The organism is Rhizobium leguminosarum bv. trifolii WSM2297, from assembly GCF_000271845.1.
In genome coordinates this window covers 1,451,010-1,468,891 of record NZ_JH719393.1, presented here as the reverse complement: position 1 = coordinate 1,468,891, position 17,882 = coordinate 1,451,010, and the positions used below count along the sequence as shown (strand labels likewise).

15 protein-coding genes are annotated in these 17,882 nt (G+C 63.0%); 9 read left to right on the top strand and 6 right to left on the bottom strand.

What is annotated here, in order from left to right; genetic code table 11:
* Positions 1–19 precede the first annotated feature (19 nt).
* Together panB and panC are read right to left on the bottom strand one after the other, a co-directional pair.
* Positions 20–841: a 3-methyl-2-oxobutanoate hydroxymethyltransferase gene (gene panB, locus RLEG4DRAFT_RS61140; RefSeq protein WP_003576411.1), complete on the bottom strand. Its 822-nt coding sequence runs from the start codon at positions 839–841 to the stop codon at positions 20–22.
* Positions 838–1,755: a pantoate--beta-alanine ligase gene (gene panC, locus RLEG4DRAFT_RS61135; RefSeq protein WP_003576412.1), complete on the bottom strand. Its 918-nt coding sequence runs from the start codon at positions 1,753–1,755 to the stop codon at positions 838–840. Before panC ends, panB begins: the two co-directional genes overlap by 4 nt.
* Before the next feature lie 243 nt (positions 1,756–1,998).
* On the opposite strand from panC, the gene RLEG4DRAFT_RS61130 reads away from it, so the two are divergent.
* A complete protein-coding gene (locus RLEG4DRAFT_RS61130) occupies positions 1,999–2,472 on the top strand; it encodes a ProQ/FINO family protein (protein ID WP_003576413.1) in 474 nt (157 codons plus the stop codon).
* Positions 2,473–2,642: 170 nt separating this feature from the next.
* Positions 2,643–3,677, top strand: a complete 1,035-nt coding sequence (locus RLEG4DRAFT_RS61125; RefSeq protein WP_003576414.1) for an Ldh family oxidoreductase — start codon at positions 2,643–2,645, stop codon at positions 3,675–3,677.
* A gap of 76 nt (positions 3,678–3,753) precedes the next feature.
* Here RLEG4DRAFT_RS61125 and RLEG4DRAFT_RS61120 read toward each other — a convergent pair whose 3' ends face one another.
* Positions 3,754–4,716, bottom strand: coding sequence for a dihydrodipicolinate synthase family protein (locus RLEG4DRAFT_RS61120; protein WP_003576415.1), 963 nt, complete (start codon positions 4,714–4,716; stop codon positions 3,754–3,756).
* Positions 4,717–4,831: 115 nt separating this feature from the next.
* A complete protein-coding gene (locus RLEG4DRAFT_RS61115) occupies positions 4,832–5,536 on the bottom strand; it encodes a GntR family transcriptional regulator (protein ID WP_003576416.1) in 705 nt (234 codons plus the stop codon).
* 300 nt (positions 5,537–5,836) lie between these two features.
* Here RLEG4DRAFT_RS61115 and RLEG4DRAFT_RS61110 point away from each other — a divergent pair, with 300 nt between their 5' ends.
* The 3 genes from RLEG4DRAFT_RS61110 to RLEG4DRAFT_RS61100 are packed head-to-tail and all read left to right on the top strand — an operon-like array spanning position 5,837 to position 11,540.
* Entirely contained in the window at positions 5,837–7,105 is a 1,269-nt protein-coding gene (locus RLEG4DRAFT_RS61110; RefSeq protein ID WP_003576418.1) for a metallophosphoesterase family protein, read from the top strand.
* Positions 7,105–10,578: an ATP-binding protein gene (locus RLEG4DRAFT_RS61105; RefSeq protein ID WP_003576420.1), complete on the top strand. Its 3,474-nt coding sequence runs from the start codon at positions 7,105–7,107 to the stop codon at positions 10,576–10,578. Before RLEG4DRAFT_RS61110 ends, RLEG4DRAFT_RS61105 begins: the two co-directional genes overlap by 1 nt.
* Before the next feature lie 50 nt (positions 10,579–10,628).
* Entirely contained in the window at positions 10,629–11,540 is a 912-nt protein-coding gene (locus tag RLEG4DRAFT_RS61100) for an acetamidase/formamidase family protein (RefSeq protein WP_003576421.1), read from the top strand.
* 3 nt (positions 11,541–11,543) lie between these two features.
* Here the strand turns inward: RLEG4DRAFT_RS61100 and RLEG4DRAFT_RS61095 are convergent, their stop codons facing one another.
* On the bottom strand, positions 11,544–12,446 hold the full coding sequence (locus tag RLEG4DRAFT_RS61095) for a proline iminopeptidase-family hydrolase (protein WP_037093463.1): 903 nt from the start codon (positions 12,444–12,446) through the stop codon (positions 11,544–11,546).
* 62 nt (positions 12,447–12,508) lie between these two features.
* Positions 12,509–13,306 (bottom strand): helix-turn-helix transcriptional regulator, encoded by a 798-nt coding sequence (locus RLEG4DRAFT_RS61090; RefSeq protein WP_003576424.1) that lies wholly within the window; start codon positions 13,304–13,306, stop codon positions 12,509–12,511.
* Positions 13,307–13,434: 128 nt separating this feature from the next.
* On the opposite strand from RLEG4DRAFT_RS61090, the gene RLEG4DRAFT_RS61085 reads away from it, so the two are divergent.
* Genes RLEG4DRAFT_RS61085 through RLEG4DRAFT_RS61070 form a run of 4 tightly spaced genes read left to right on the top strand, consistent with a single transcriptional unit; the run spans position 13,435 to position 17,869 of the window.
* Entirely contained in the window at positions 13,435–14,325 is an 891-nt protein-coding gene (locus RLEG4DRAFT_RS61085) for a proline iminopeptidase-family hydrolase (RefSeq protein WP_003576425.1), read from the top strand.
* Between the two features lie 51 nt (positions 14,326–14,376).
* The gene (locus RLEG4DRAFT_RS61080; RefSeq protein WP_003576427.1) at positions 14,377–15,315 is read left to right on the top strand and encodes an ABC transporter permease; all 939 of its coding nucleotides are present in this window, start codon (positions 14,377–14,379) and stop codon (positions 15,313–15,315) included.
* Positions 15,312–16,163, top strand: a complete 852-nt coding sequence (locus RLEG4DRAFT_RS61075; protein ID WP_003576429.1) for an ABC transporter permease — start codon at positions 15,312–15,314, stop codon at positions 16,161–16,163. The genes RLEG4DRAFT_RS61080 and RLEG4DRAFT_RS61075 overlap by 4 nt, the downstream gene beginning before the upstream one ends.
* On the top strand, positions 16,160–17,869 hold the full coding sequence (locus tag RLEG4DRAFT_RS61070) for a dipeptide ABC transporter ATP-binding protein (protein ID WP_003576431.1): 1,710 nt from the start codon (positions 16,160–16,162) through the stop codon (positions 17,867–17,869). Before RLEG4DRAFT_RS61075 ends, RLEG4DRAFT_RS61070 begins: the two co-directional genes overlap by 4 nt.
* Positions 17,870–17,882 lie beyond the last annotated feature (13 nt).

Sequence of the window (17,882 nt, the reverse complement as noted above, 5' to 3'; positions counted from 1 at the left end):
GCGCTGATGTCGTCCTGCTTCAGGATCGCCGCTTGAACGTATGCTCCGCTGCTGGAAACTGCCGTGACCGGACTTCGCCGGCGTAGGCGGCGGCCGCCGCCGTGATCCTCTTGCCGAGTTCGTCGTAGCGCTTGACGAAACGCGGGGTGAAATCGTTGAAGAGCCCGAGAATATCATCGGAAACCAGAACCTGACCATCGCAGGCTGAAGAGGCGCCGATCCCGATGGAGGGTATGTGAATGGCTGACGTCACCTCCCGGGCGAGCGGTTCCACCGTGCCCTCGACGACGACGGCAAAGGCACCCGAGCCGCCGATGGCGTGCGCGTCACGCCGGATCTTCGACGTCTCGTGTTCGCTATGCCCAACGGAGCGATAGCCGCCTGCGGTTTGGACCTGCTGCGGCATCAGGCCGATATGCCCCATCACCGGGATTCCCCGCTTCGTCAGGAAGGCGATGGTTTCGGCCATCTCCTCGCCACCTTCCAGCTTGACGGCATCGCAGCCGGTCTCCTGGAGGATGCGCACCGCATTGCGGAAGGCGACCTCTTTCGATTCCTGATAACTGCCAAACGGCATGTCGACGACGACGCAGGCTTTGGCGACGCCGCGCATCACCGCCTTGCCGTGGGCAATCATCATGTCGAGCGTGACGCCAATGGTCGTTTCCATGCCGTAGAGCACCATGCCGAGCGAATCCCCGACCAGCAGAAGGTCGCAATGTTCATCGAGGAGGCGCGCCATCGGCGTCGTATAGGCGGTCAGGCAGACGATCGGTTTGCCGCCTTTCATGGCTGAGATGCGGGTCGGCGTCAGGCGCTTTTGAAATCCGGTGGCGCTCATTTCGTCACTCCCCTTTCCTGCTGGCTCTTTCCCGGCTGGCCCTTCCCACCGATAAGCCCGGCAAGCCGGTTGCTGCGGACGACTCGATTGTCGAGGAGCCGCGTCGTGCCGAACCGAACGAAGAGCGCCACGAGGACAGGCTCTTCGATCGAGCTCACCGGCTCAAGCGTCAAAGCGTCTCTGACGGCGACGACTTCGGGCTCTGCCAGCGGCTCGCGACCGAGAAATCCGGTGAGCTTTGCTTCCAATTCCCTGGGATCCGTCAGGCCATTGGCAATCAGGCGCTCGGCCTCGTCGAGGGTCTGCGGGACGATCACCGCGGCGCGCCGCTCCTCGGGACTGAGATAGACGTTGCGCGACGACAAGGCGAGGCCGTCACCGTCCCTGACCGTCGGCACCGAGATCACCCGCACCGGCACGGCGAGATCTTCCACCATTCGCTTGATGATGACGACCTGCTGATAGTCCTTCTGGCCGAAATAGGCGGTCTGCGGCTGCACGATGTTGAGGAGCTTGCAGACGACGGTGGCGACGCCGGCGAAATGCCCGGGCCTGACTGCGCCTTCGAGCTCGCGGCCGAGATCGGGAACATCGACGACGGTCTGCATCGGGCGCGGATACATGTCTTCGACATCGGGCGCGAAAAGGAAATTGACCCCGGCCTGCTTGAGCATGGCTGAATCACGTTCGAGATCGCGCGGATATTTGCTGAGGTCTTCGCCCGGGCCGAACTGCAGCGGATTGACGAAAATCGAGACGACGACGAGATCGTTCTCGGCCCGGGCGCGCGATACGAGCTGCATATGACCGGGATGGAGATAGCCCATCGTCGGCACCAGGCCGACGGTGCGCCCCTGGCGCTTCAGCGCATCGAGCGTGTGGCGCAGCTCGTCAATGCTCGAGAAAACCCGCATATATCCTCCCCGCGGCCGGTCACTCATCTTGGGCGCGGATAAGAAGTGTAATCGATGCTGGAGGTCAATGCACATTCGGCGCACATTCGGCGATAAAAACGATTAGATGGAATGGCAGGCCGATAAGGCAGCCTATATCTGCGCGGAAATGGCGTCTTGCGGCAGGAGTGGCAATGTGCGAACTGCACGGATATTGGCCCTGTCCGTCAATATACCATCACAGTCGGTCGCTATGGAGGATGCATGGACAAACCCTGGAAGATCAGCCGCGGGCCGATTGCGGCAGCCGACCTCGACGTGGAGAAGGCAAACGCGATCAACATGCTGTTGATCCGGCCGGTCGGCGTGCTGCCCGCCAAGCCGGGAGATCCGATCCTCCCCTTTGCCGTTGGCCTCTTCAACGAGCTGCGCCCGCTCCTGAAGCCCGATTCCGGCGTGACGACACTGAGGCGCGCGACGGCTGCCTATGTCCATTGCCGGCGATATTATTTCGCCAGCGCCCAGTCCGATTCCATGCGTCATGACCTGGACGGCGAACCGGTGGAACCACTGTCCCCAGAAGATCGGCTGGTCGCGCAAAAACGCTTTCTGAGCCTTAAGCGGAATGCGGGCAAGGCCGAGGCGCCGGCTCCCGCTCCCCCTCCCCCGCTGAGCAAGAACGAACAGATTCGCGCAGCCCTTCTCAGCAGGAAGAACTCGTCAGTCCAAGCGGGATAAGTTGGGTTTGCCCATATCCGCCTTCCTAGACGTCGTTTATGCATTCTTCGGCAAGACGGAGAGATTGGTTCGCCATAAATATTTGTGGGTTCGGGCTTGGCTCTTGCATCATCTGCAATGTCGATAGACCTGGTAATCTACAACAAAATCGCGGCGAGGAGAAACGCAGCATGACGAAAACGACCTTGACGATTGCCGACCTGCATGGGCGGGTCGAAGCCATCTTCCGCAAGGCCGGCCTCAATGCCGTGCAGGCCGGGGCGCTTGCCCGCGTGATCGTCGCCGGTGAGCGCGACGCCTGCAAATCGCATGGGATCTACCGCATCGAGGGCGCGCTGCGCACCGTCAAATCAGGCAAGGTGAAGCCGGACGTGGTGCCGGAACTGGACCTCAACGAAGGGTCCGCCATCGTCAAGGTCAATGCCAAGGGGGGCTTTGCCAATGCGGCCTTCGAACTCGGCGTGCCGGCGCTGGCCGAACGCACACGCAGGCTCGGCATTGCCGCCCTCGTCATCAATGATTGCAGCCATTTCTCTGCGCTCTGGCCGGAAGTAGAGGCGGTGACCAGGGAGGGTCTTGCCGGTCTCGTTATGTGCCCCAGTTATGCGACCGTCGCGCCCGCCGGCGGCAACAAACCGCTGCTCGGCACCAACCCTTTCGCCTTCGGCTGGCCGCGCAAGGACATGTCGCCATACGTATTCGATTTTGCGACCTCGGTTGCCGCCCGCGGAGAAATCGAGCTGCACCGCCGCGCCGGCAAGCAGCTTCCCGAGGGCTGGGCGATCGATGCCGACGGCAATCCGACGACCGATCCGGCAGCCGCCCTTGCCGGCGCCATGCTGCCCTTCGGTGGGCACAAGGGATCGGCCATCGGCACGATGATCGAGCTTCTCGCCGGCATCATGATTGGTGATTTCACCAGCCCTGAAGTGCTCGACTATCTCGGCACGACGACACTCGCCCCTTTCCATGGTGAACTCATCATCGCCATGTCGCCGCAAGCTTTCGCCGCCGGCCGGCCTGGGGATCCCTTCGCCCGCGCCGAGCTGCTTTTCGAGGCGATCGTCGGGAGCGGTGCCCGCCTTCCTTCGCAGCGCCGCTTCGCCGCCCGCCAGAAATCCGAGACGGAAGGCGTCCCGCTGACGGCCGCCGAGTTGGAGCTGCTTGACCGGCTTTTCGAAAAAGGTCTCGAAGCGGTCTCCTGAGACCTCTTCTCTTTCACTGGTTTACAAAAGAAAAGGCCCTCCGCGAGGAGGGCCTTCTGTTTGAGGGGATCGCGAATTATCCCTTGTACTTCTGCACGGCGCCCGGCAGCTTGCTCCACTCGGCGTACCAGGTGTCGAACAGCTTCAGCTGAGCTTCGACATAACCGCCCTGGCTTTCGGAGAGCACGTCCGTCTCGTTGAAATGCAGCGTGTATTCCGTGTCGCCCTTCAGCACCATCATATGCTTGAAGTAAAGGACGAGGTCTGGGCCTTCGTCGAAGGAGGAGAGCACGGCAAGCGCCGATTCCAGTTCCAGCGCGCGCTGGCGGGCATCCGGGTCACCGGCGGCCGCAGCCTGGGCGAGGTTGCACATGTGGATGACTTCCTTCGGCAGCACGCAGCCGATGCCGGTGATCGCGCCGACGGCGCCGCAGTTGACGAAGCCGTGGAAGACGCAGGTATCGACGCCGATCATCAGCGAGACGTCATCGTCGCGGCTGGTGATGTTTTCGGCCGCGTAGCGCATGTCGGCCGCACCGCCGAATTCCTTGAAGCCGACGAGGTTCTTGTGGTCCTGGCGCAACGCGAAGAACAGCTCGGCGCGGGTGGCAAAGCCGTAATAGGGGCTGTTGTAGATGACGGCCGGCAGGTTCGGAGCGGCCGAAAGGATCGCCTTGAAGTGGTTCTTCTGGGCGGCGACGACCGTGCCGCGCGACAGGACGCGCGGTATCACCATCAGGCCCTGGGCGCCCACCTTCTGGGCGTGCGCAGCATGCGCAACAGCCGAAGCGGTATTGACGGCGCCCGTGCCGACGATCACCGGAATGCCGGCCTTTACCAGACGCTCAACGCCCTGCATGCGCTGTTCGTCGGTCAGCAGCGGCCAGTCACCCATCGAGCCGCAATAGACGACGGCGGACATGCCCTTTTCGATCAGCTCCTTTCCCTTGCGAACCAGCGCGTCGAAATCAGGCGTGCGGTCGTCCTTGCAGGGCGTCATCAAAGCAGGAATGACGCCGGAAAAAATTGTGGCCTTCATGTCGATCTCCTCCGCGGTTCGGGTGGGACGGTCGACCGACAAAGGCCGCCGATCCGTTCGATGGTCGGGATAGCATCTTGTGTTCTATTTGTCGACAAGAAAAATACAAGGCCCCTTATAGCGCTATGTCGAGCTTGCCGTTGCGACTGAAAAGCTTCTGCACCTGGGCGACAATCTGTTCGGCGTGCACCTTGCCCAGCCGATCGGCCTCCTCGACATCCCGCGCCTCGATCGCGGCAATAATCTCGGCATGTTCATCGACGAACTGCTGGGGAAAATGTTCGTCGTAGGACTGGTAATAAAGGCGGAGGATCCGACGGCCTTCATCGAGCAGCCGGCGAAAAAGCCCGGTGAAATAAGGATTGCGCCCGGCCTCGGCGATGGCGGCGTGGAAGGCGGCGTTGGTCGCAATCATCGCCAGCGTGTCGCGGGCTTCGATTGCCGCCGAATAGTCCTCGTGGAAACGACGGATAGAGGGCAGGTCCTCGAGACGATGGTTCTGTGCCGCCAACCGCGTCGTTACCCGATACATGAGAACGAGTGCGTCGAAGAATGTGCTGAGATTGAGAAAATCGATGTTCGACACCATGGTCGAGCGGTTCGGCAGCGTTTCTATCAGCCCGTCACCAGCCAGGCGGACCAGCGCTTCGCGGATCGGCGTCCGCGACATCTTGAACCGCTCCGCCAATTGCACCTCGTCGATCGGGCTGCCGGGGGCGAGTTTCAGGTCGAGTATCTCATCGCGCAGCAGGTCGTAGACCATTTTCACGCCCGAACCGCGCTTGCGTTCGGGAAAAGAGCCAGGGTCGATGTCAGGCATAAAAACTCCTCTTGTCGACACGACAAATACAATGAGTTTCAAGCCGCATCAAACCTTCAAGTTCGGTTGCGGGAAGATGTCAGGCATCCTCGGTAAGCGCAGCAGTAGGATGCATCGGCTGCGGTGCCGCCGCTGGTAGAGCAATATTGACTGTGGATGGGTCGGTTTGCCGGGCCCATTTCGCTCGCGCCCCTTGGGCGGGTGCTCCATATTCTGATGCCTACGGCTAGGTGACAGCGACTGCGCTGTTATCTGTCCGACGGCCCCGCTCATCATCCTATCGCAACGCGTTCGGCATTCATGGCTTATCGTTTCATCCACACCGCCGATCTCCATCTCGACTCTCCCCTGCGGTCGCTGGCGCTTCGCAACGCCGATCTGGCCGATCTCGTGAGTGATGCCAGCCGGCAGGCGCTGGTGGCGATCGTCGACCTGTGCCTTGAGGAACGGGTCGATGCGCTCGTCATCGCCGGCGATCTCTATGACGGCGAGCAGACGTCGATGAAGACGGCGCGCTTCCTGGCAAGCCAGCTGGAACGGCTGCACCGAGCGGGGATTTACGTCTTCAAGATCCGCGGCAATCACGATGCGATGTCGAAGATCGCCAGGGAACTGGTGATGCCCGATACGGTGAAGATCTTCGGCGGCCATGCCGAGATCGTGGAGGCCACGAAGGGTAGCCTGTCGGTTGCGATCCACGGCATGAGCTTCGCCAAGCCGCACGCGCCGGACCCCCTTCTGCCGAAATTCAAGCCGCCGGTGGCGGGTGCGGTCAACATTGGCATCATGCACACCAGCCTCGCCGGATCGGCGGGCCATGACGTCTATGCGCCCTGCAACGTGCTCGACCTTCACGCCTCGGGGTTCGACTACTGGGCGCTCGGTCATCTCCACCAGCGCAGCCATCATCCCGGCGCGGCGACGATCATCATGCCGGGCATGCCGCAGGGCCGCGACATTAACGAGTCGGGCGTCAAGACCGTATCGCTGGTGACCGTGGCGGACGACCGGACTGTGACGGTCGAGGAGCGGCGCACGAGCGTCGCGCAGTTCGAGCGCGTCGATGTCGACCTCACCGGTGTCGATGATTGGCGTGACGCGGCGATGGCGGTCGAAGTGGCACTGACGGCACAGCGCGACCGCACGGCCTCGCCGCATCTCGTCGCCCGCCTCAAGCTTTCCGGCCGCACGCAGCTTTCCTGGCAGCTTCGCCGCGATGTCGACCTCATGCAGGCGGAGGCCGAGCAGCGCGGCGATCTGATCGGCCGGACCTGGATCGAGAAGCTGGAGCTCGCCTTCGAGGCGCCCCTGACACTTGCAGACGCCTCCGCTGCCGATCCCGTCGTCGGGCTGGCTGCGCTGATGCGGGACGAGGTGATTGGCCGCAGCGGATTTCGCGACGATATCAGAGAGGTGGTTCGAGATCTGCTCGCCGACCTGCCGGCCGAGAGCCGAGCATTCGCCGGGCATGATGAAGCGGGCTTCGAACGCTTCATCGACAACCTCCTCGCCAACGGCGCCGAGGACATCGCCGCCCGGATGAAGGCCGCGGACCGGGTAGAAAGCTGATGCGACTGCGACGCCTCGACCTCACCCGCTACGGTAAGTTCACAGACCACTCGATTGATTTCGGCGCGGCTCGTCAGGGTTCGCCGGACCTACACATCGTCTACGGTCTGAACGAAGCAGGCAAGTCGACCACCTTTGCCGCCTATCTCGATCTCCTCTACGGCATAGGGGAGCGCAGTACCTACAATTTCCTGCATCCCTACAACACGATGAAGGTCGGCGCGCGGCTGGAATTCGATGGCACGGAATACGAGTTGGCGCGGCTCAAGCTCCGGACCAGCAGCCTCGTCGACGATCGGGGGCAGGCTGTGAACGAGGCGCTTGTCGCCGGCGTGCTCGGCGGCATCGGTCGCGAGGCCTATCGCACCATGTTCTCACTCGACGACCAGTCGCTCAAGGAAGGCGGAAACGCCATCATACAAAGCAAGGGCGAGCTCGGCGAGTTGCTGTTCTCGGCAAGCTCGGGCCTTGCCGGCCTCAGCCGTTCGCTGGTGACGGCCGCCGACGAAGCCAATGTGATCTACAAAAAACGGTCGTCGAGCACGAAGCTCGCCGAACTCAAACGCTCGCTCGAAGCGCTGAAGGCCGAGCGCAATGCCATCGACACGCTTGCCTCCACCTACTCGGCCCTGAAATCGACCCACGAGCACGCCGAGGCCGCCTACACCGCGACCACGCGGGAACTGGCCGAGGCCAAGATCCGGCATCAGGAGCTGACGCGCCTTCTCGGTGCCCTGCCCGCGGCGTTGGAGCTCCGGCGGCTGGACGCGGATACAGCCGGTATGGGCGATCTGCCGCGGCCTCCATCCGAATGGTTCGCGCTGCTGCCGCAGCTATCCCGCGATGAGACGCGGCTGCAGGCGCTTCTCGAAACCGCTGACCGCACGCAACGCCAGCTCGCGGACGAGATCGAGGCGATCGCGATCGACGAAAAGGCGCTGACGGTCGCCGCGTATATGGACATGCTGGATCAGGGCCGTGCGCGCCACCTCGCGGCTGAAAGCGACCTGCCGAAGCGCCGACTGGCGCTGGCGGAACAGGAAGCTGTGCTGGTTCGGCTTCTGTCCGATCTCGAACAGCCGGGCCATGCGACGCCCGAGGCGCTGCTGCTGCCCACCTCGCTGATCGGCACTATCCGCGATCTCATCGAACGACGCTCCGGCGTCGAGGCGAAGCTGGCCGCCGCGGGCCGCGAACTGGTGCGGGCACGGGAGAATCTCGAAAGGCTGGTTAGGGAAGAAGGCTCGCATAACGGAGTTGGGGTCCTCGATCCCGCGCGGCTTGCTCGTATCGAGGCGGCGTGGAGCCGGCTGACCGGGTCCGATCTCGCAATACGGCTCACCATGGAAGAGCGGACACTTGTCCAGGCGCAGCGAATACAGGTGAACCAGTTTGCACAGCTTGCACCCTGGACCGGCGACGCCGTGGCCCTGCAACGCACGAGCGCCGCGGAGCCTCGACAGATCGAGACCTGGCGTTGTCAGGCAACTGCTGTCGACAAGCGGATTGGGGATCACGAGGCGCGGCTTCGTGATCTCGGCACTGAACAGGCCCTGACCAACGCCCGGATCGCGGCCTTCATCGCCGGTGGTTCGATAGACGATGCCGAGGCCGTGAGGCTGCGCGATGAACGTGATGTCGCCTGGCAGGTCCATCTCACCAGTCTGAATGCCGCCACCGCCCGGGCGTTCGAGGAGCGGATGCGGCAGGACGACATGGTATCCGCCGGCCGGCTGTCGCGGGCGCAGGAGCTGGCGGAACTGCGCCAGCTCCGCCAGACGGAAGCGGCAACGGCAGCAGCGATCGAACGGCAAAGGGAACTGCTCGCCGAGGCGCGCGCCGAACATGATGCGCTTGCCGAACGCATCCGGAGTCTGCTTCCCGGCACCACCCAATATGACGCCGAAGCATCAGCGCGCCTTGTGGCACTCGAGACCTGGAGCACCAAGCGGGCCGCGGCGCTGGCCGCCTGGGGCGATCTGCAGCGGGCCGAAGAGACGGTGGACGCGCTTCGCGGCGAACTCGACGGGCATGCCGCGACGCTTGCAGCCAGTCTTGCGGATGCCGGTCTTGGTGACGCAGACCATCTGCCGGTCGCCGAGCTGATGCAGACTGCAAATGATATGCTTGCCGCCGGCAAGGCCGAGCGGGCGGCGCGGCAGGCGCATGAGAAAGCCATCGGGGATCTCAACCACGATCTCAGGGAACGGGAGCGCGACCGGCAGGAGGCGGAAACCACTATAGCGGCCTGGGACCGGGAATGGGCGGAGGCGCTGTCGCGAAGCTGGTTTGCCGACAAGGCCGGCTCGATGACGGCCGTCCGCGCCATGCTGAATGCGCTCGGCACGCTGCCCGCCATCCTCAAGGAACGGGATGACCTCGCAAGCCGCGTTGCCGCGATGGAATGCGACCAGGAGCAATTCCGCGACGATATTGCCGGTCTTCTCGCAGACTGCGGCATCAGCGAGTTGGCAGCGGATACTCTCGCCTCCGCCAATGCGCTTGTCGAACGCCACGAGGCAGCGCGGCATGCGGCGCAACTTCGGGGAGACCGCCAGGCGGATCTCGAAAAACACCTGGAGAAACAACGGGCGCTGGAGGAAGAACTGGCCGTTCACAATGCCCGCAGGAACGAATTGACCAGTTATTTCGGCACGGACTCGCTTGCCTCAGTCGACGCATTCCTGAACCAGGCCCGGGATCGGGACCGGCTGGAGGCGCGGGCCGCCACCTTGCGCGGCCAGATCACCGACGCATTGCGCGCGACGAGTTTTTCCGAAGCCGAACGGCGCCTTGCCGATGTCGACGCCGACGCCGTCGAGCGCGATGCAATTGAGCTCGGCGCGCGGGTCGAGGATCTCACCGAGCGGGCGAAGCTCCTTTATTCCGACGTGTCGCTGGCGCGGCAGAAGCTCGAGGGCGTCGGCGGGGACGACGCGGTGGCGCGGATCGAGGCCAAGCGCCGAACCATCTTCCTCGACATCGAGGAGCTGGCCGTGCGGCATCTAACGCTCCGTGCCGGCACCCTTGCGGCGGAGCAGGCGTTGCATATCTATCGCGAAAAACATCGTAGCTCGATGATGAACCGCGCATCGGAAGCCTTCCGCCTGATTACCGGCGGCAATTATTCCGGCCTGACGACCCAATCCGACCGGGACAGGGAAATACTGATCGGAGTATCACGTGATGGCGGCTCGAAACTTGCAGACGCGATGTCGACGGGCACGCAGTTCCAGCTCTATCTCGCGCTTCGGCTAGCAGGCTATGAGGAATTCGCAGCGCTTCGCCGGCCCGTGCCCTTCGTCGCCGACGACATTATGGAGAGCTTCGACAATCCTCGCTCGGAAGAGGTTTTCCGCCTGCTCGGCGACATGGCAAAGGTAGGACAGGTCATCTACCTCACGCATCACTGGCATCTCTGCGAGATCGCACGGGACGTCGTTCCGGACGTGACCATCCACCAACTGCCCTGACTGGCCGCCTAACCCGTTCACCAAAACAAGCAAAACGAGAGCCGTATCTCATGACCACGCACCGCTTCATTCCGACGAGCTTTCACAATGTCATCGGCTCTCTTCCGCCGGCCCTCCGCATTGCCGACGGCGACACCGTGGTCACCGAGACGCTTGATGCCATCGGGTACGACAAGGACGGCGTCAAGCAGACATCCGGGCCCAATCCGATGAACGGGCCAATCTTCGTGGAGGGCGCCGAACCCGGAGATGCCTTGAAGGTCGAGATCATCGGGATGATCCCGACCAGGAACACGGGTTTTACCCGCAGCGTCGTCGCCGCCAACGTAGTCGATCCCGAAACGGTTCGTGACCTGCCGCCGCGCGATATCGCCGTCTGGGTCATCGACCGTGAGAGCTTGACTGCCCGGCTTTCGGAGCCGGTTGCCGGACTTGAAAATCTCGTTCTGCCTCTCTCCCCGATGATCGGCTGTTTCGGCGTGGCGCCCAGCCTCGGCCAGGCGATATCGACCGCGACCAGCGGCGAATATGGCGGCAACATGGATTATCGGCTTTTCGGTCCTGGGACGACGATCCGCTTTCCGGTTGCGGCCCCCGGCGCCTTGTTCTTTCTGGGAGATTGCCATGCCGTGCAGGGGGATGGGGAGATCGTCGGAACCGGCGTCGAGACGACGTTCGAGGTCACGGTGCGGCTGACGGTGGAAAAGAAGGCCGGACTGATCTGGCCGCGCGGGGAAACCGCAGAAGACATCTTTACCATCGGCAACGCCCGGCCCCTTGATCAGGCGCTCCAGCATGCCACCAGCGAAATGTTGACCTGGCTGGCGTCGGATTACGGCCTGGACAGGACGGCGGCCAGCCATCTGCTCGGCCAGGTCGTGCGTTACGACGTCGGAAACGTCTTTGATCCCGCCTATACGATGGCTTGCCGCGTCGCCAAGAAATGGCTGGTTCGTCGATAGTTCTCAATCATGCCGTGAGAGGAAATCGGAAACGGTCGCCAGGCAAAGCTGCTTTTCCTCGACATGCGGCATATGGCTGGAATTTTCGAAGAGCACCCATTCGCAGCCGGGGACACGTTCGAGGTAGGGCCGTACGACCAGCGGTGTCGCCTCGTCGTATTTTCCCGAGATCAGCAGCGTCGGGGCTTCGATCCGGTCGAGCCTGTTCTCGATCGTCCAGTCCTTCATCGTGCCGATGACGTGAAATTCGGTCGGACCGTTCATGTTGCGATAGACGGTGTTGTCCTCGTCCATGATGGCGAAGGTCCGCGCCACTTCGGGCGGCCACGGCACGACGCGGCAGACATGGCGGTCGTAAAAGACGCGCGAGGCGGCGATATAGTCCGGGTCGGTCAGGCTTCCCGCCAGCTCGTGCTTCAGCAGCGTGTCCTGCACCTCTTTCGGCAGCTCCTGCCTGAGCCGGTTCGCCTCCGAAACCCAGGTATGCATGTTGGCCGGCGAGTTGGCGATGACAAGCGCCTTCAGGCCCTGTGGCCGGCGCACCGCATGTTCGGCCCCGAGCATGCCGCCCCAGGATTGGCCGAGGTAGGCATAACGATCCTGGATGCCGAGATGGGCAAGCAACGCGTCCAGCTCCTCGAGAAACAGGCCGACCGTCCAGAAATCCGGGCCTTTTTCCGGAAGCCGGGTGGAATTTCCGTTGCCGAGCTGGTCGTAGTGAATGACGGGGCGGCCGTCGAGGGCGGCGATATCCTTGAAGGAATCGACATAGTCATGGGTGCAGCCGGGCCCGCCATGGGCGACGACGAGCGGCAGTTTGTCACCTTCCAGCGAACCGGTGATGCGATACCAGGTGCGATAGTCGCGAAAGGGCAAATAGGCTTCATTCGTCACGATTTCGGCCACCGGCGTCTCCATCATTTGGCATCTCGAAAACCATAACGCGGCGGCAGCGGTGACGGCAGCTATCACAAGTTATAGGGTGGCCAGTTCTGGGCCGGCCGGTCTTCGAGCAGGCGGTAATGGGTGGCGCGCACCACGGCCTGAGTGCGGTTGCGGGCGCCGAGTTTCTTTGCCGCGGCGTTCAGATGCATGACGACGGTCGGCACCGAACGGCCGATGATGCGGGAAATCTCCTTGGCGGAATAACCTTCCGCCGAATGGCGCAGGCACTCGCGTTCGCGCTCGGTCAGGCGAACCGTGCCGACGCTGCGTGCCCGCGCATCGAAAAGCGAATAGGCGGTCTCGTGGAAGACATGGGCGAGCAGGTTGAAGTCGGCGATATAACGCAACGCATGCCGTTCGAAATCGTCGTTCCGGCCGAAGCGGATGCCGGTGACCGTCGCATAGTCGCCGCGCGGCATATGAACCGGGACGGTGACGCCTGTCGACATGTCGCGTTCGCTCAAATAGCGCGTCACCGGCGCCGTGTCGTCATTCATGAAACGGTTGATCAGCGTGTCGGCGTCGGTGTCATAGTTCCAGAAGAACGGCGCGGAGGTGCGCAGCGCCACCTGCTGGACCGGATCGATGCGGAAATAACCGCGATCGAACCAGTAATCGTGCATGTCGTCGGAAATGTTCCTGAGCTTCAGCAGCGATGGGATCATGATCGCGCCGTCGAGATCGTAGGGCACCGGCGTATAGTCGTAGATCAGCGCCTCGAAGCCGATCTGCTTCATCGCCTCGAAGGCATGGTCGATGCGGCCGTCCAACGTTTCATGCGCTGTAAACTGCCGTCTGATCGTTCCGATATCGTCAAGCATGGGCGGCTCCCGGGTTCGGCACGACGCCCACCCTATCACTTCTTATAGCTGGCACAGAATGCGATTTAAGGTAAAAATTTAGCCATGCCCAAATATTGAGCAAGCGAAATTTTCTGCCGGAGCAATCAATGTGGCGTGAAATACAGCCGGACGCGCGATTCGAGATCGATGTCGATGGCTATCGCGTCGTTGCCTACAGTTTCGGGACCGGCGGCGAGACGGTTTTCTGCCTGAACGGCGGACCAGGCCTGCCCTGCGATTACCTGCGCGAGGCGCATTCCTGCCTCGTCGACAAGGGTTATCGCGTCGTCGCTTTCGACCAGCTCGGTACCGGAGCCTCCGACCGGCCGGACGATCTCTCGCTCTGGACGATCGGCCGTTATGTCGAGGAGACGGAGACGGTGCGCAAGGCGCTGGGGCTCGGCAAGGTCCACATGCTCGGTCACTCGTGGGGCGGATGGCTGGCGATCGAATATGCGCTGACCTATCCTGAGAAGCTGAAGACGCTGATCCTCGAGGATACCGTCGCCGACATGCCGCATCTGATCTCGGAACTGGAGCGGCTGCGCGCCGCGCTCGGTGCCGAAACCGTCTCGATGATGCAGAAGCACGAGGCGCAGGGCACCTACGAACACCCGGAATATCTCGCTGCCGTCACCATCCTCAACTACCGCCATGTCTGCCGCCTGCCGGAATGGCCGGCGCCGGTGCGCCGCTCGCTCGACGATTGGAACATGGCGCCCTATGCGACGATGCAGGGGCCGAACGAGTTTCTCTATATCGGCAATCTCAAGGACTGGAACCGCATCCCCGACCTGCCGCGGCTGACGCTGCCGGTGCTGATCACCACGGGAGAGCATGACGAGCTGACACCGGCCTGCGCGCTCAGGATGAAGCTGGCGCTGCCGAATGCCCAGCTCAAGGTGTTTGCCAATGCCAGCCACATGCCGTTCTATGAGAACCCGCAGGATTATTATCCGGCACTTCTCGATTTTCTCGCCCGGCACGAGGCAGACTGATGCAAGAGCAAGCGGACCGAAGCCGACGAAGACAGAGGGGCGATCGCCGTCATGCATCGCTATAAATTCGTTCTGACGCGACCGCTGCAGTTCCTGCCGGTCATTTTCGGGATCAGCGTCATCACCTTCATTCTGGTCCGGTTGATCCCCGGCGATCCGGCGCGCAACATCCTCGGCACGCGCGCCACGCCGGCAGCGATTGCCAGCATCCGTGCCCAATACGGTCTCGATCAGCCGATGTGGCTGCAATATGTCTATTTCCTCAAGAACCTCGCCAACGGCGAGATGGGCAAGTCGATCCTCTACAAGATCGACGTGCTGAAGCTGATCGTCACCCGCATCGAGCCGACGCTTGCGCTCGTCGTCTCCAGCGTCGTGCTGTCGGTGCTGATCGCGGTGCCGATGTCGGCGATCGCCGCACGCAATGCCGGCCGGGCGCCCGATCATGCGGTGCGCATCGTCTCGACCTTTGGCATCGGTTTCCCGCCTTTCTGGCTGGGGTTGATGTTGATCATTCTCTTCAGCGTCGAACTCGGTGTTCTCCCGGTTTCCGGCTACGGCGCCACGCTCGGCGATAAGTTTTCGCATCTGGTGCTGCCGAGCCTGACGGTGGCGCTGTCGCTCTCGACCGTGCTGACCCGCAGCCTGCGGGCGGCGATGATCGAGCAGCTGAAATCGGATGTCGCGACGGCGGCGCGCGCGCGCGGCATGCCTGAGGGCATCGTTTTCTGGCGGCATGTGTTGCCGAATTCGCTGGTGCCGACGATCAATCTGCTTGCCGTCAATATTGGCTGGCTGATCGGCGGTACGGTGGTGGTCGAGAGCGTCTTTGCGCTGCCCGGCATGGGCCAGCTCCTCGTCAGGGCGATCTTTTCACGCGACTATATGGTGGTCCAGGGCGTCGCCATGGTCTTTGCCTGCGCCACCGTGCTCATCAATTTCATCGCCGACATCGTCACCGTCACCGTCGACCCGAGGGTGACGCTATGAGTATCGAGGCGATTGCTCCTGCATCTCCCGGATGGCGCCGGTTCTTTGACCGGCGGTGGATGCTTGCCGTCGGTGCCGGCCTGCTGCTGTTCTTCGTCCTGCTGGCGATCGCCGCGCCTGTTATCGCGCCCTACGATCCGATCATGCAGGACGCCGAGGTGCGCCTGCAGGCGCCTTCCCTGCTGCATCCGTTCGGCACCGACAATTTCGGCCGCGATATGCTCTCGCGCGTCATCTGGGGCGCGCGCCTCGACCTGCAGATGGCCCTGATCGGCGTCATCTTCCCCTTCCTGATCGGAACGACGGTCGGCACCATTGCCGGTTTCTTCGGCGGTATCGTCGACGCGCTGTTCATGCGCCTCGTCGACATCATTCTCGCCTTCCCCTTCCTCGTGCTAATGCTGTCGATCATCGCAATCCTCGGCCCCGGCCTCGGCAGCTTCTACATCGCCATGGCGCTGGTCGGCTGGGTGTCCTACGCGCGGTTGATCCGGGCGCAGATGCTGGTGCTGAAAAGCAGCGACTACGCCATTGCCGCCGTCAGCCTCGGCTTCAGCCGCTCCCGCATCATGTTCCGCCACCTGCTGCCGAACGCGATCGCCGGTTCGATCGTCTTTTCGATGTCGGATGCGACGCTGGTGCTGCTCAGCGGTGCGGCCGTCAGCTATCTCGGCCTCGGCGTCCAGCCGCCGATCGCCGAATGGGGCGTCATGGTTGCGGAAGGACAGAGCTTCATCACCACTGCCTGGTGGATCACGCTGTTTCCCGGCCTCTCCATCGTCTGCCTCGCTTTCGGCTTCAGCATGCTGGGCGACGCGCTCGGCGAATTACTGGGGGTGCATGAATGAGCGGCTCCGTGCTGTCCGTCCGTGATCTCACAGTCAGCGCCGATACCGGTTCCGGCCGGCGCACGCTGCTCGATGCGGTTTCGCTCGATCTCGGCAAGGGGGAGATCCTCGGTCTCGTCGGCGAGAGCGGCTCGGGCAAGAGCCTGTTCTGCCGCTCCCTGGTGCGGCTGCTGCCCTCTTCGCGATTGACGATCGACCGCGGCTCGGCGCTGCTCGAAGGGCGCGACCTCATGCAGGTCGACGATGGCGAGATGCTGAAGGTGCGTGGTGGCGAGATCGGCATGATCTTCCAGAACCCGACCAGCCATCTCGACCCGGTGATGCGGATCGGCAACCAGATCGCCGAGGGCATCCGCTATCATCAGGGCCTCGGCGCCCGCGAGGCCCGCACCGCCGCGACGGAAATCCTCGCACAGGTCGGTTTTCCCGATCCCGTGCGCCAGTATGACAGCTATCCACACGAATTTTCCGGCGGCATGCGGCAGCGGGCGATGATCGGCGTGGCGCTCTCCTGCAACCCGAAGATCCTGATCGCCGACGAGCCGACAACGGCGCTCGACGTGACCATCCAGGCACAGATTCTTCGGCTGTTGATCGACATTCGCGACCGGCGCGGGCTGTCGATCATTCTGATCACCCATGATCTCGGCATCGTCGCCCAGACCTGCGACCGCATCGCCGTTCTGCGTGGCGGCAAGCTCATCGAAGAGGGGCCGAAGCGGACGATCCTGGCGCGGCCGCAGCATCCCTATACGATCGACCTGATCAACAGCCACCCTTCCCTGCCCGCCGAGACGCCCGCGCTGCTGCTGGACATTGCCGCGGCCAGCCGGCCGGCGAGACCATTGCTCGAAATCGACGATCTCCACGTGCGCTTCAAGGCCGGTGGCAGCCTGTTCAAGGGCGGCGCCACGACGGTCAGCGCCGTTTCCGGCGTCAGCCTCCAGATCATGCCGGGTGAGACGGTCGGCATCGTCGGCGAATCCGGCAGCGGCAAGAGCACGCTTGCCCGCGCCATGCTCGGCCTCACCCGGCTTTCCTCCGGTCACGTCAGCTTCGACGGCGTCGATCTGGCCCAGCAGAAAAGCGCCGGTCTCGCAAAGCTCAGGCGCGAGGCGGCGATGGTGTTCCAGGATCCTTACAACGCGCTCAATCCGCGGCTGACGATCGGGCAGATGCTGGCCGAGGTGCTGAAGGTGCAGGGCAAGGTGGCGAAGGCCGATATCCCGGCGCGGATCGACACGCTGCTTGATCTCGTCGGCCTCGAACGCGAATTCGCCGGCCGCAAACCGCGCAGCATGAGCGGTGGCCAGTGCCAGCGCGCCGGCATCGCCCGGGCTCTCGCCGTCGACCCGAAGTTGATCATCGCCGACGAATGCGTTGCCGCCCTCGACGTCACCATTCAGGCGCAGATCATCGAACTCTTCCGCGACCTCACGGCGAAGATGAACCTGACGCTGATCTTCATCGCCCACGATCTGGCGATCGTCCGCAATCTCTGCGAACGCGTCGTTGTGATGTATCGCGGCGAGATCGTCGAGCAAGGCCGTTCCGAAGAGGTCTTCGCCCGGCCCAAGCACGCCTATACGGCGGCGCTGATCGCCGCCATTCCCGATATCGATCCTGACAAGCCGTTGCTGCAAGGCGCCGGCGGCAGGGATGATCGGCCATCGATACCGATCCAACCCATCAGACGCATGCCATAACAACGAAGGGAAC